Here is a 12570-nt window from a genome sequence, read left to right on the forward strand (position 1 = left end):
TCTCCTGACCTTAGAACGACAAGATATCATCCAATTGATTTCTTACGGTCGTCACTTTTGTTCCTATAATGACTTGCACATTCGTATCATCCAAGTGGACCACACCTAATGCGCCTAATTTTTTCAGTCGGTCATCGTCAACGATCGATCCGTCATTCACCACTAACCGTAGACGCGTAATACAATTATCTAAAGAAGTAATATTCTCAGCACCGCCTAAAGCAGCCAAGATCCCATGTGCATCAACTATGCTTTTTCCTTTGTAGGAGACTTCTTCTTCCGTATATTCTGTCTCAGCAGTCGCTTCTTCACGTCCTGGTGTTTTCAAGTTTTTGCGTAAAATCACTGTTTTGAACGTAAAATAATAAATCCCAAACCAACAAGCCCCCACAAGTAAAACCAGCCACCATTTGGTGTAAGAGCCTTGCATAACTCCGAAAATAATAAAGTCTAAGATGCCACCATCGGTATTACCAATCGTTACCCCTAATAGACTCATGACCATAAACCCGGCACCAGTCATCAATACGTGGAAGCCCCATAGAAGCGGACTGATAAATAGAAATAAGAATTCGATCGGTTCGGTGATCCCTGTTACAAAGGTAGCGATCACACCTGAAATCAGCAAGCCTTTGATTTTCGAACGATTCTCTGGCCTTGCCGTTTGATACATCGCAAGAGCCGCGGCGGGAAGCCCAAACATAAATGTTGGCATTTTCCCTTGTGAAAGAAAAGCAGTGGCACTAGGCGAGATCGTCAGTCCTTGTTGCAATTCATTATAAAAAATATTTAGTGCGCCAAAGACTTCTTGTCCGTTAATGACCTGACTTCCGCCAGCTTCTGTAAATCGGATCATCGATACTAAAATATGATGTAAACCAAATGGCAACAATAGCCGTTCTCCTGAACCGAATAAGAATGGTCCAAAAGCCCCAGAACGTTGGATCAAATTTCCGATCCCAGTGATCAACATGGCAAAAATTGGCCAAACCATTGGAATCAACACACCAACGATTGCTAAAGTTACTGAGGTAATGATAGGCACGAAACGTGTTCCTGAGAAAAAGGCAAAACTATCTGGTAATTGAAATTGGTAGAATCGCGTATGCAGCTGATAAACGATCAGCCCGACAATGATCCCACCCAATACACCCATGGATAAAGTTTGGATGCCAAAAACCATTTCTTGACCTGCTTCACGTAATTGTTCACTCGCTGCCAATTGATTCGTTTCTTGCAAATAAAAATTGATCGATAATTGCATCACTACATACCCGACAAAACCTGAAAAAGCAGCCACACCTTTTTCTTTACGTGCTAAGCCTAATGGTATCGCCATCGCAAACATCACAGGTAAATAGCTAAACGCAAACCCGCCGATCGTGGACATAAACCGAAAGATCACCTGTAACCAACCAGCACCTAAAAATGGAAAAGCAGTGATTGCTGATTCAGCGGAAAAAGCACTCCCGATTCCGAGGAACAATCCCATGAAGGCTAACAGTGCGACGGGCAACATAAACGTTTTTCCTAACCCTTGAAAAATCTCCATCCAACTTGCTTTCTTTCCTTTTTGCATTCCTTTGACCCCCTTACTCTATTTCTTACCCTTAAAATGTAAGCGATGACAAAAGCGGTTGCAATAGTTCCTGTACATGTAGAATAAGCATTCATAAATTAGAATCTTCATTCTGCGAGGCCACTTGTTTCGCATAGTGGATCATCAAAATATCTAATAAAATGTCCAATGAAACTCTTGGACTTAAATCAATATTTTGATGATAGATCGTCAACATTTCCGCAATAAACGCGACCGTCGATAATTCTTCTAATGAACTTGTGGGTTGACCAATAAAGGAAAGTAACGGAACCTTTCGCTCCTTTAATCGTTTGGCATAATCGAGCATTCCTAATGTTTCACCACTATGACTAATAAAAATCGCAAGATCTTCTTTTCCTAGCTGTTTACTCACTGCCCGCAACTCGTCCCAATCGGTTGAATGCCCCACATTTTTACCAAGAAAATGCAATTTTCGATTAAGCGAAACAGCGACAGGTATGCTTTGTCCTAAGGCAAACAGTTCAATGCGTTGTGCTTGTCTAATCATGTTGCTTGCCTGATCGATTTGTTTTGGCTCGATTTTATCTAAAGTCTCCGTAAACTGGCGAAGAATCTCATTGATCAACGGCTTGAATTCATTTGATGAATCAGTTGGATCACTCGTTTCTTCTAAAGATCGATAACTTTTTAGTGCGAATTTAAATTCTTGAAAGCCTTTGAAGCCAAGTTTTTTTGCCATCCGCGTAATAGTCGATTGACTCGTAAATGTCTCGGTCGCTAATTCTTCGGCTGTCATTGAGGAAACTTTTTTTGATTGATGTAAACAATAATCTAAGATATTTTTTTCCACTTGATTCAATTCAGAAAATTTATATTGGATCCTCTTATAAAATTGGTTCATCGTTTTCTCCCATTCCGGCAGTCTCTCGCCTATTCACTATAGGTTCTGTTTTCTTATTATTGTACCCAAGAAACCAATAAAAAACGAGTGTTCAAAATAAACGTTCTAGAAATAAAAAATCCACGAAATCTAAAAAAGATTTTCGTGGATTCTTGTCTATTATTTTAATGATTTTGCTGCTGCTTCATCTAAAATCACTGTGATATTTGGATGAGTCATCAAAATGGATGCAGGAATTTCCTCTGTTACTGGTCCTTCAATGACTTGTTTAATAATCTCTGCTTTATGTTCCCCATTAACGATCAATACTAACTGTTTCGCTGCCATGACCGTCTTTGGTCCAAATGTCACGAAGTAATCCCCAGGTTCTTCTCCCAGATGTTCTTGCAACGATTCGTACATCTGATCTCCAGGAATGACTGGAATACTGTATGTTTCCTTGCTAAAATCCGTGTATCCTGGCATATTCCCGCAAAAATGACCATCCTCACCAAGCCCCATCAAAACTAAATCCAAGCCACCTACTTGAGCAATTTTTTTGTCAATCTCCTGATAATTCTCAATAGTCAATTCGTGAATATTCTCAGCAGCAACTCCGATCGGATCATAAAGAGCTTTTTTTAGTCCTGACATAGTCAATCCATACTGCTTATCCTTCAGCGCCACTTCATCAAAATTATAATAATGGATCATAGATGTATCCATCTGTAATTTACTAAGCTTATCAACCAAAATCTCATAAGCCATCTTAGGCGAATTTCCTGTTGTCAAAGACAAGTTCACTCTTCTATGCTTCAACATCTTCTCTAAGACGATCCCTGCTGTTACTTCACTAAGTGTTTCATAATCTTTTGCAATCACTAAATCCATTGCTGTCACACTTCCTTTCAATCAATCATTTAGTTAAAGTTTAACAGTCTGAGGGCGTTTTTGGTAGCGTTTTCTGTTAAATAGAATTTTTAAAGAATAAAAAACAATTATTTGTTGTTATAACATCTGTATCATCTTGCTCCAATGCATTTGTAATAGATTGTTTTCTTTCAAAAATTTATTTAAAACTACTTTTCAAAACAAAAATATACATAACATTTTAATTGAAATATCTCAAAAAAATAACAACCATTTCTTATCTATTTTTTTTACATAACTGATGGATTTTGCTACGATTATAGGGAATAGTAAGGTAAAAAACTAATCATCAATCAATAAAATAATATAACTGTCAAAATTTACGGCGTAAAAAGAAAACGATTCTAAGTAATCTGAAATAGTTTTTTTATCAAATAAAGAGAATCGTTTAGAAAATTTGCTAGGATTTACAACACGTTTATGCTAATTAAAATACATCATTAAGAAGTGAGGGTAATATGTATGTTTAATCAAAAATTTGGTTTTATACCTAAAAAAACAGTTAAGTTTGACGGATCAGTAGTGAGCATAGGAAACTTTGATATTACTAAAGAAGACATAGTTTGTGTATATTTCCGTCCTTTTAATTTTTCAAAAAATGAATGGGGAACAGTCTATTTTTCGCTAAATGGCGAAGATTACGACTCAGCAAAATTAACTACAAAAAATGTTTTCAAATTTACAAAAAAACAAACAGATTCGGTTTGGGATTTTCTTAATCTCTTAGATATTGAAGTTGTTCAAAAGCCTAATGATCTCGGCGCTGTTCCCTCGACAATAAGCACTAGATCAAATCAGGTTGTTACATGTCCAAACTGCCAATCAATGAACCTAAATTTTATGCAAAATAATCGAAAAAATTTTTCTGTAGGTAAGGCAATCGGCGGGGCTGTTTTAACGGGTGGCATTGGGACTCTAGCTGGATTTGCTGGGAAGAAAGGAAATAATCAATGGCATTGTACTGATTGTGGAAATATATTTGAAACTAGCAATAAAAAATAATTTTCGACCCTCCGTTCAAATATAAATAAACAATAGACTTATTTTGTCACACCTATTGTACTAAATAGAATCGATTCAATCATGAATATTGAAGAAAAAGCAGCTAAACAATTCAACTCAAAAGCACCAATAAAATTGCAGAAACTACAGTAAAAAGAAAAAACATTCATTGAATCAAATGAATGAACTTTTCGTTTTCAAAAATCTCTGCCCACAAACCTAAAAAAAGTAAAAAATACTGTCAATATCTCGAAATAATCTTTGATAGGACGGTGTTTATTTAGTATACCAACTGTAGAGATCGAACCTACAACCTACGCATTACGATTAACTAACCTCTATATTTATAAATCTTAACTTTGATAAAACAACTACTTTATCACATATATTTTTTTATATTTACTTTTCATCAAATAATTTAGACATTTTTAGGCCTATAAAAATAGCAAGTAGCTTGAACGCCGGTCTATTTGCTTTGGAGGATAATTCTTTTATATCATCAGTTGTAAAAGGAATTGATGCTACACTTCCTAAGGATAATGAAATGAATCATCAATAACAATAGAAGACTAGTGATTATCTCCCTCTTCATAACTAATTTGAGTCTGTAGAAATAGTTTAGGCAAAAATTAAGTTCAGGATATGTAATTAGGACAAATACTATTACTAGTATGGACATCATTTTAGCAGTTATATTACCGAGTAAGAATCAAATGAAGAGCGTTGGCAAGGATTTTTTATTTTGTATTATATGATATCATGGGATACTTGTGAGAAATTCATGAAGAGCCTGATAGCTTTTTCAGAAGCATTTATAGTAACATTAGAGATTGAAGATTTATATAACTTGATAAAAGACCTAGATTCTGCCGAAGATTGATAAAGGCAGAACCTAGGTCTTTTTCAGTCTAAAATAGTTTTTAAATTTCCCCTCCGAAAACCGGGAAAAAACTAGAGTCACCATAATCTTGAATCTGCTCGATATGTTTTAATTTTTCCATATCTTCTTCGCTTATCACAAAATCAATCTCCGCATTCATCTTCATATGTGCAAGATTAGCCGTTTTTGGTAAAACAACAGTTCCAAGTTGAAGATCATAGCGAATACACAATTGTGGAACTGAGACGTGGTATTTTTCTGCTATTTTCTGAATCGCTGGATTTTTCAATGCTTCTCCATGAGCAATTGGAGAATAGGCTTCCACTAAAATATCATTGTGTTGGCAAAATTCAATTAATGAGGACGGTGTATTGCTGATATGAACTAAAATTTGATTGACCATAGGTTTGATTCTGCTATTATCTAAAATATTTTGCAAGTCATCTTCTAAAAAATTAGATACGCCGATTGCTCTAACTTTCCCCTCATCGTAAGCATCTTCTAACGCTCGCCACACTTCAATATTTTCTTTGAAATAGCGATTTGCTCCACGAAATTCTTTCCACGGTTGTGGGCTATGAATGATCATTAAATCAAGATAATCCAACCCCATTTTTTCAAGAGTTTCATCAATTGATTTTGCTGCACTATCATAGCTTTTTTCTTCCGCAGCTATTTTGGACGTCACAAAGATTTCTTCACGAGCTATATTGCTTTCACGGATTCCTTTACCGACACCCACTTCATTTCCATAAGCTTGCGCAGTATCAATCAAACGATAACCAACTTTCATGGCATCTTTTACTGCTTTATCAGCTTCTTGATCTTCAATAAACCAAGTACCCAATCCCAATTTAGGGATTTTATTCCCATTGAAAAGTGTATAGTACTCTTGTAACATTTCGTATCACTCCTTATAAATTATTATAGACCTCATCTGTTACTTCTTCTAACCATTCAGAGCTACCAGCTGTGATCGCAATATGTGTAAACCAACTATCTTTAGTAGCCCCATGCCAATGTTTAACTCCGTCTTTTATAACGATTACGTCACCTGATTTCAAATGTTGTGCTTCTTTACCAAACTCTTGGTACCAACCTTCGCCACCGGTGACCAACAATAATTGATAACCATCATGATGAATATGCCAATTATTACGACAACCTGGTTCAAATGTCACATTGCCGACATTCACTGAGATTTCTGAATCAGCCACTAACATTTCCAAATAACTTTGGCCTATAAAATATTGCGCATATTCATCGTTTTTTTTACCGATTGGAAAAATACTGTCATTTTTTATTTCTTCATTTTTGATCATTCTTGTCTCCTCTTCTCTAATCGTTATAAATTTCTTTTGCTAAATTAAACGCTGACCATGCTTTGGGCCATCCAACATAAAAAGACAAATGTGTAATCATCTCGGAAATTTCTTCTTTTGTAATACCATTGTCTCTTCCTATTTTCATATGAGCTGGTAGTTGCTCAAAATTACCACCAGCTATTAACGCTGAGATAGTGATCAAGCTACGTTGATGGGGTGCCATTTCTTTTTCCCGAGCCCATATTTCACCAAATAATACTTCATCATTTAACTCTGCAAATTTGGGTGCAAATTCACCTAAAATATCATGTCCAGCTGTTTGTTTTTGCATGCTTTAAATCCTCCTGTCTATTATTTGATTCATAAAATTGAATGAGCCAATTTTCAATCGCTTTATCTGACCGAAGTACTCGTGAGCCTCTGATCGGCAATCCAGTTTTAATCGTACTGGCGGGAGCAAGTATTTTTAAATCAAGTAAACTTCGCCCAAAGCCACTTCCTTCATGGGTACAAAAAGGATAGATCAACTTATTAGCCAAATCTGTTTCTTGTAAAAAAGACACAATAGGCTTCGGCAATGTTCCTAACCAATTTGGGTATCCTAAAAAAATGGAATAAGCGGAAGCAATATCCTTTTCAAGCGGATAGATAGCCCCACGGTCATTCAGATCGTTCAGTTTTTTCTCTGCTTCAATCTTCACTAATAACTCGGTATATTTTTGTGGATAGGCTGTAACGGGGACAATTTCTACACACGGACATTCCAGCTGACGGCTGATTTTATAAGCGACTGTTTCGGTATTTCCTACTTGAATAGATTGAATCTTCCCATTGATTAAATGCTCTCCTCTATGAGAAAAATAAACAACAATTGGCAACTTATCACTCCCTAAAAAGGCTGTAACATATCTCTTATACAAGTTATGTTACAGCCTATTTATCCATATATCCAATACCTATTATAAAATCAGCTATGCCTTAAAAGCATGGTTAAAGGTGTCGATAAATTGTTTGACTAAAGGTGAAATCACACGATTCTTCCTCCATACCAACACACAATTTGTTTTAATTTCCGGTTCCAATAAAATAAATCGAGTACTTTCTGTCATACGATCAAGGACTGCCCCTTCAATTGTAAGTGCAGCTCCCACCTGGTTTTCAACCAGAGAAAATGTATTAAAAATAAGATTAAAGGTGCCCGCAATTGTTAATTCTTCAAGTGGTTCACACATCCATTCGGCTAGCATCTTCTGAACCTCTGCTCGTTGAGAAATCAATAATGGTACTCCAGAAAGATCATCTGGGGTTATCTTGTCTTTTTGTGCGATAAATAAATTTTTTGACACAAGTAAGCCCCAACGTTCGGCACGTGGTAGTTGCAAAGAGAAGTACTTTGCAGTATTTATTGGTTCTAATAAAATTGCAAGATCTAATAATCCTTTATCTAGCTTTTCGCTAATATCGTCACTTGTTCCACTGTATAAATGAAAAGACACTTGAGGATAATCACTGATAAATTCTTCCAGCATCATAGCCAAAGTGTCAGAGTTATCAGCTTCTACGCAACCAATCAGTAATTTACCACTCAATAATTCATTTTTGTGGTTTCTAAATTCTTCTTCTGTTTGTGCTGTCAATGAGAGTATCTCTTCTGCTCGGTTTTTCAGAAGGAAACCGGCTTCCGTCAAAATCATTTTTCTACCACTGCGAGTAAATAGAGTGACTTCTAACTCTTCTTCCAATTCCTTCAATTGTCTACTTAATGTCGGCTGAGTAATGTTTAAGTCTTTTGCCGCTTGAGATATGGTTCCTTCATTGGCAATTGCCAAAAAGTATTTCAGTAATCTAAGTTCCAATACATTTCCTCCTTTACATATACTTTTCTCTGATTTCTTTCTTTTTCAGAGCATCACTAACTAGTTAGCGAATTTATGATTTGTTTCATATCACGTACAAAAACAAGATACTCTTTTTTTATTTTTTAATGCTATATTTAACGTATGACAATATTTAATATCGACACTGTAATTGTATCCTAAAAATAGAATACCAATACATAATAATTTTTTTATTAGTTCTTATACAAGTTATGAATAATTCTTTCCTATAATGTATATCACTTTTCTTTTGATACCCATAAAACAATTCGTCTATTTTGATGTAGCCTAAATAGACACTAGCAGATCATTGAAAAATCTAGATGTGATTTTTTTGAAGAAAAAATTGGACAGAAACCATTATTACCTACGTAACAATTTTACTTATTAAAAATACCTGTCAAGACAATTCTTGCCAGGTATTTTTAATACTAACAACTGCTTTTAATATACTCAGTAAACTGAAGGTTAGTATATCCACAGTAAAATCATTATATTTAAAAAATAATAGTTCTTAAATTTGGTGTGATAGAGAAATCATCTCAATTAACCCTTGAGCAGCTTCACTACCTTTATTTCCTGCCTTCGTGCCTGCTCTTTCAATTGCTTGCTCAATAGTTTCTGTGGTTAATACACCGAACATCACTGGAATATTGGACTCTAAGTTAATATGTGCGACCCCTTTGGCTACCTCATTGGAAACTAATTCGTAATGAGTAGTTGCACCTCTGATAACTGTCCCCAACGTGATCAATCCATCATAACTCTCCTTTTTGCTGAGTTTTTTAGTAATAAAGGGGATTTCAAAAGCTCCCGGTACCCAATAAATATCGATTTGCTCTTCTTTCACACCATGTCTTTTTAAATTGTCCAATGCGCCTTGTAACAATTTTTGATTGATAAATTCATTAAATCGCGCGACTACTATTCCTATTCGAAGATCCTTTGTCGAATAATTTCCCTCATAAATCGTCATGTCTTTACTCCTTTTTTATACTGATAAGTAATGATTGAACTTATCTTTTTTTGTTTTTAAATAGGCTTGGTTTTCCTTTTGCGGAGTGGTTTCAATTGGCACTCTTTCTACAATCGTAATTCCACTTTGTTGTAATTCTGTTACTTTATCGGGATTGTTTGTTAGTAACCGAACAGAAGTTGCACCAATTGTTTTTAATATATCTGCTGCAAAATGATAATCCCGTTCATCTGGAGCAAAGCCCAATTCAATATTTGCTTCATACGTATCAAATCCTTGTTCCTGCAATTGATAAGCTTTTAACTTATTTTTCAACCCAATTCCACGACCTTCTTGACGAAGATAAAGAATAGCTCCAGTCCCCTCTTTTGCAATCATTCTCATCGCTTCATGCAACTGTTCACCACAATCGCAACGATGAGAACCAAAGACATCACCGGTTAAACATTCTGAATGAACACGGACCAATGTAGGCGACTGATTATTTTGAATATCTCCTTTTGTTAGCAATAAATGCTCCAGTTTGTCTCCATCTTCATAAATAGTCAATTTGAAATCACCATAATCTGTCGGTAAATTTACTGTTATATGACTACTTTCTTCTAAAAAATTGACCAACTCATCAATAGTGATCAAGGGTAATTGCCATTCTTCAGATAAACGTGTCAGATCTTTCATCCTTGCCATGGTCCCGTCTTCTTTCAGGATCTCACAAATATAAGCGGCCTCTAGACTATTCGCTAATTTGGCTAAATCAATTGCAGCCTCGGTGTGTCCTCGACGTACAAGCGTTCCACCCTCTACACTAATCAAAGGAAAAATATGTCCCGGTCTAAGAAAATCATTTGATTTCGAGTGAGGATCAGCCAATGCTTTAATGGAAGTAGCTCGATCAAATGCTGAAATACCAGTCTCCGTATGTTTATGATCCACACTAATCGTAAAAGCTGTACCAAACGCATCAGTATTATGAGTTGTCATTTCTCCTAAAGATAAGTGGTGCGCAATGTTCTTAGATATTGGTGCACAGATTAATCCTCGACCAAATTTGGTCATGAAATTAACCGACTCTGGTGTCACATATTCGGCTAAACCAACCAAATCCCCTTCTGATTCTCTATCTTCATCATCAGCTACAATGATTAGTCCACCCTTTTTCAAAGTATTTATTGCTTCATTAATATTACTCATAGTAAGTCCTTCTCCTTGTACATCTCAAATTTATTACTCTGTGCCTTTACATATTTTCCAACGATATCCGTTTCTATGTTCACAAGATGTCCTACACCTAAATTCCCCAGATTTGTCAAAGATTTGGAATGTGGAATCAGACTAACTGAAAAGCTTGCTGTTGTTGTATTCGTAACTGTTAAACTTACTCCATTAATTGCAATTGATCCTTGTGGAATGATCTCGCCTGCATATTTGGTTGGATACGCGAATGTCAAAACTAATGCGTTTTGATTCTCTACTTTCTTGATCAACCTTGTAACAGTATCAATATGTCCTGCAACAAAATGACCTTCAAAGCGTTGCGTTATGGAAACTGCTCGTTCTAAATTTACCCTATCTCCAACTTTTATGGTGGAGATAGTGGTACGTTTAAAGGTTTCAGGCATTATTTCAGCTTTAAAAACAGTACTTGAGACCTCAATAGCCGTTAAACATACCCCATTGACTGCCATACTATCACCAATTTTATAATCACGTAGGACACTGTTGGAAGCTTGAAAAGTGAGTTGGATCATTTGTTGGTTTCGTCTAATTTCTTTGACTATTCCTTGTTCAATGATTAATCCTGTGAACATCGCTTTCGTTTCCCCCTAACTCGAATGTCTTCTCCAAGCTGTTCAACTTCCAAAAATTCCAATTGTTGGTCTTTAGAATCTAAACGTTCACTATGAAAGGACATCGGACTTTTTCCACCAAAAAGTTTGGGTGCAATATAACTGATGACTTCATCCCAGAGATTTTCTGCTAAAAAAGCATCATGGATTTTCGCTCCACCTTCAATATATAACGACTGAACACCTTTCTTTCTCATGATCTCAATAAAGAATGCAAAAGAAAACTTAGGTGTATAAAAAATGGTTACATGGGGAAATCGTTCCTTTAGCCTAGAATTTTCCGTAAATATCCAGACCGGACTTGTTCTCGTTTGAAAAAGATCGAGTTTAGGACTTTTAATGATACGTCCTCTACGATCCAAAACAATGCGTACTGGTGGGAAGATCGTTGCGGCATCAGGTAATAAACGAGGGTTATCAACTAGAACAGTTTCGCTCCCCACCACGATTCCTTGATATTCTCCTCGCTCTTTGCGTACTCTTGAGATTGCCTCTTGACCTGTTATTGAGTATCGAGAATCTTTCTTTATAGAAATTTTCCCATCTAGTGTAACGGCTTGTTTTAATGTGATGTAAGGACGATCCATTTCAAAAAAATGGTTATAAAAAGGATTCAGTGCTCTACATTTCTCTTCTTCTACTCCTACAATTACTTTGATTCCATGCTTTTGTAAAAATTTTCTGCCTTTTCCTGCTACTAAAGGATTTGGATCAAGTTGGCCTATGACTACCGTTGTAATACCAGACTGAACAATGGCTTGCGTACAAGGTGGCTGCTTTCCTTGGTGGTTACAAGGTTCTAAAGTAACATATAAAGTTGAATCAAACAGTTCTTCGGGGGAACTACAATTTTGCATAGCATTTATTTCAGCGTGAGTTTCGCCATAATGTAAATGCGCACCTAGTGAGATTAGCTTTCCTTCTTTGACAATCGCCGCTCCAACTAATGGATTGGTAAAGGTCTTTCCCTTTCCTTTTCTTGCCTCTTCAATTGCAGCTAACATGAAAGACTGGTGCATATCAATTCCCCCTTTCAACAAAAAATGCCCTGTGAAATTAATCACAGGGCATAACTAAATAAACCTAAAGATAATCGATTTTAATACAAATAAAACCGATCTTCAGTCGATTTTTCTTCTCCCATCCAGACTTTAACTGTCGGTGCCAGATTTTCACTGGCTCAACCACAAAAATGTAGTTCACGGACTTCGAGTAAACTCGTCACCGTCGGTCGGGAATTACACCCTGCCCCGAAGAAATATTCAATTCGTTTAGAGTATATTCTTAAAGCT

At 36.1% G+C, this 12570-nt stretch carries 13 protein-coding genes and 1 riboswitch; of the genes, 1 reads left to right on the forward strand and 12 read right to left on the reverse strand.

What is annotated here, in order from left to right; translation table 11 throughout:
• Positions 1–10 precede the first annotated feature (10 nt).
• The 3 genes from malX to IGL24_RS12150 form a co-directional block, all read right to left on the reverse strand.
• Positions 11–1579 (reverse strand): maltose/glucose-specific PTS transporter subunit IIBC, encoded by a 1569-nt coding sequence (malX, locus tag IGL24_RS12140; RefSeq protein WP_207115118.1) that lies wholly within the window; start codon positions 1577–1579, stop codon positions 11–13.
• A 91-nt stretch (positions 1580–1670) separates the two neighbouring features.
• The gene (locus IGL24_RS12145) at positions 1671–2462 is read right to left on the reverse strand and encodes a MurR/RpiR family transcriptional regulator (protein ID WP_207115119.1); all 792 of its coding nucleotides are present in this window, start codon (positions 2460–2462) and stop codon (positions 1671–1673) included.
• 159 nt (positions 2463–2621) lie between these two features.
• Positions 2622–3332 (reverse strand): glucosamine-6-phosphate deaminase, encoded by a 711-nt coding sequence (locus IGL24_RS12150; protein WP_207115120.1) that lies wholly within the window; start codon positions 3330–3332, stop codon positions 2622–2624.
• 501 nt (positions 3333–3833) lie between these two features.
• Here IGL24_RS12150 and IGL24_RS12155 point away from each other — a divergent pair.
• Positions 3834–4373 carry a hypothetical protein gene (locus IGL24_RS12155; protein ID WP_207115154.1) on the forward strand — a complete coding sequence of 180 codons (540 nt, stop codon included), beginning with the start codon at positions 3834–3836 and terminating at the stop codon, positions 4371–4373.
• A 920-nt stretch (positions 4374–5293) separates the two neighbouring features.
• Here IGL24_RS12155 and IGL24_RS12160 read toward each other — a convergent pair.
• The 9 genes from IGL24_RS12160 to ribD form a co-directional block, all read right to left on the reverse strand.
• Positions 5294–6154, reverse strand: coding sequence for an aldo/keto reductase (locus tag IGL24_RS12160; protein ID WP_207115121.1), 861 nt, complete (start codon positions 6152–6154; stop codon positions 5294–5296).
• Between the two features lie 13 nt (positions 6155–6167).
• Positions 6168–6575, reverse strand: a complete 408-nt coding sequence (locus IGL24_RS12165) for a cupin domain-containing protein (RefSeq protein WP_207115122.1) — start codon at positions 6573–6575, stop codon at positions 6168–6170.
• A gap of 16 nt (positions 6576–6591) precedes the next feature.
• Positions 6592–6909 carry a carboxymuconolactone decarboxylase family protein gene (locus IGL24_RS12170; RefSeq protein ID WP_207115123.1) on the reverse strand — a complete coding sequence of 106 codons (318 nt, stop codon included), beginning with the start codon at positions 6907–6909 and terminating at the stop codon, positions 6592–6594.
• On the reverse strand, positions 6884–7456 hold the full coding sequence (locus tag IGL24_RS12175) for a flavodoxin family protein (protein ID WP_207699952.1): 573 nt from the start codon (positions 7454–7456) through the stop codon (positions 6884–6886). Before IGL24_RS12175 ends, IGL24_RS12170 begins: the two co-directional genes overlap by 26 nt.
• 93 nt (positions 7457–7549) lie before the next feature.
• Positions 7550–8434 (reverse strand): LysR family transcriptional regulator, encoded by an 885-nt coding sequence (locus IGL24_RS12180; RefSeq protein WP_207115125.1) that lies wholly within the window; start codon positions 8432–8434, stop codon positions 7550–7552.
• 535 nt (positions 8435–8969) lie between these two features.
• Complete coding sequence (gene ribH, locus IGL24_RS12185) at positions 8970–9431, reverse strand: 6,7-dimethyl-8-ribityllumazine synthase (protein WP_207115126.1); 462 nt, start codon at positions 9429–9431, stop codon at positions 8970–8972.
• 15 nt (positions 9432–9446) lie between these two features.
• Positions 9447–10622, reverse strand: coding sequence for a GTP cyclohydrolase II (gene ribA, locus IGL24_RS12190; RefSeq protein WP_207115127.1), 1176 nt, complete (start codon positions 10620–10622; stop codon positions 9447–9449).
• Complete coding sequence (locus tag IGL24_RS12195; RefSeq protein ID WP_207115128.1) at positions 10619–11239, reverse strand: riboflavin synthase; 621 nt, start codon at positions 11237–11239, stop codon at positions 10619–10621. Before IGL24_RS12195 ends, ribA begins: the two co-directional genes overlap by 4 nt.
• A complete protein-coding gene (gene ribD / locus IGL24_RS12200) occupies positions 11224–12297 on the reverse strand; it encodes a bifunctional diaminohydroxyphosphoribosylaminopyrimidine deaminase/5-amino-6-(5-phosphoribosylamino)uracil reductase RibD (RefSeq protein WP_207115152.1) in 1074 nt (357 codons plus the stop codon). Before ribD ends, IGL24_RS12195 begins: the two co-directional genes overlap by 16 nt.
• A 109-nt stretch (positions 12298–12406) precedes the next feature.
• Positions 12407–12540: riboswitch (FMN riboswitch) on the reverse strand.
• Between the last annotated feature and the right edge of the window lie 30 nt (positions 12541–12570).

The sequence above is a fragment of the Enterococcus sp. DIV2371 genome, assembly GCF_050498525.1.
GTDB lineage: Bacteria > Bacillota > Bacilli > Lactobacillales > Enterococcaceae > Enterococcus_B > Enterococcus_B mangumiae.

Coding starts and splice junctions, on each gene's coding strand:
- malX (WP_207115118.1), bottom strand. CDS start 1,579: ATGCAAAAAGGAAAGAAAGCAAGTTGGATGGAGATTTTTCAAGGGTTA.
- IGL24_RS12145 (WP_207115119.1), bottom strand. CDS start 2,462: ATGAACCAATTTTATAAGAGGATCCAATATAAATTTTCTGAATTGAAT.
- IGL24_RS12150 (WP_207115120.1), bottom strand. CDS start 3,332: ATGGATTTAGTGATTGCAAAAGATTATGAAACACTTAGTGAAGTAACA.
- IGL24_RS12155 (WP_207115154.1), top strand. CDS start 3,834: ATGTTTAATCAAAAATTTGGTTTTATACCTAAAAAAACAGTTAAGTTT.
- IGL24_RS12160 (WP_207115121.1), bottom strand. CDS start 6,154: ATGTTACAAGAGTACTATACACTTTTCAATGGGAATAAAATCCCTAAA.
- IGL24_RS12165 (WP_207115122.1), bottom strand. CDS start 6,575: ATGATCAAAAATGAAGAAATAAAAAATGACAGTATTTTTCCAATCGGT.
- IGL24_RS12170 (WP_207115123.1), bottom strand. CDS start 6,909: ATGCAAAAACAAACAGCTGGACATGATATTTTAGGTGAATTTGCACCC.
- ribH (WP_207115126.1), bottom strand. CDS start 9,431: ATGACGATTTATGAGGGAAATTATTCGACAAAGGATCTTCGAATAGGA.
- ribA (WP_207115127.1), bottom strand. CDS start 10,622: ATGAGTAATATTAATGAAGCAATAAATACTTTGAAAAAGGGTGGACTA.
- IGL24_RS12195 (WP_207115128.1), bottom strand. CDS start 11,239: ATGTTCACAGGATTAATCATTGAACAAGGAATAGTCAAAGAAATTAGA.
- ribD (WP_207115152.1), bottom strand. CDS start 12,297: ATGCACCAGTCTTTCATGTTAGCTGCAATTGAAGAGGCAAGAAAAGGA.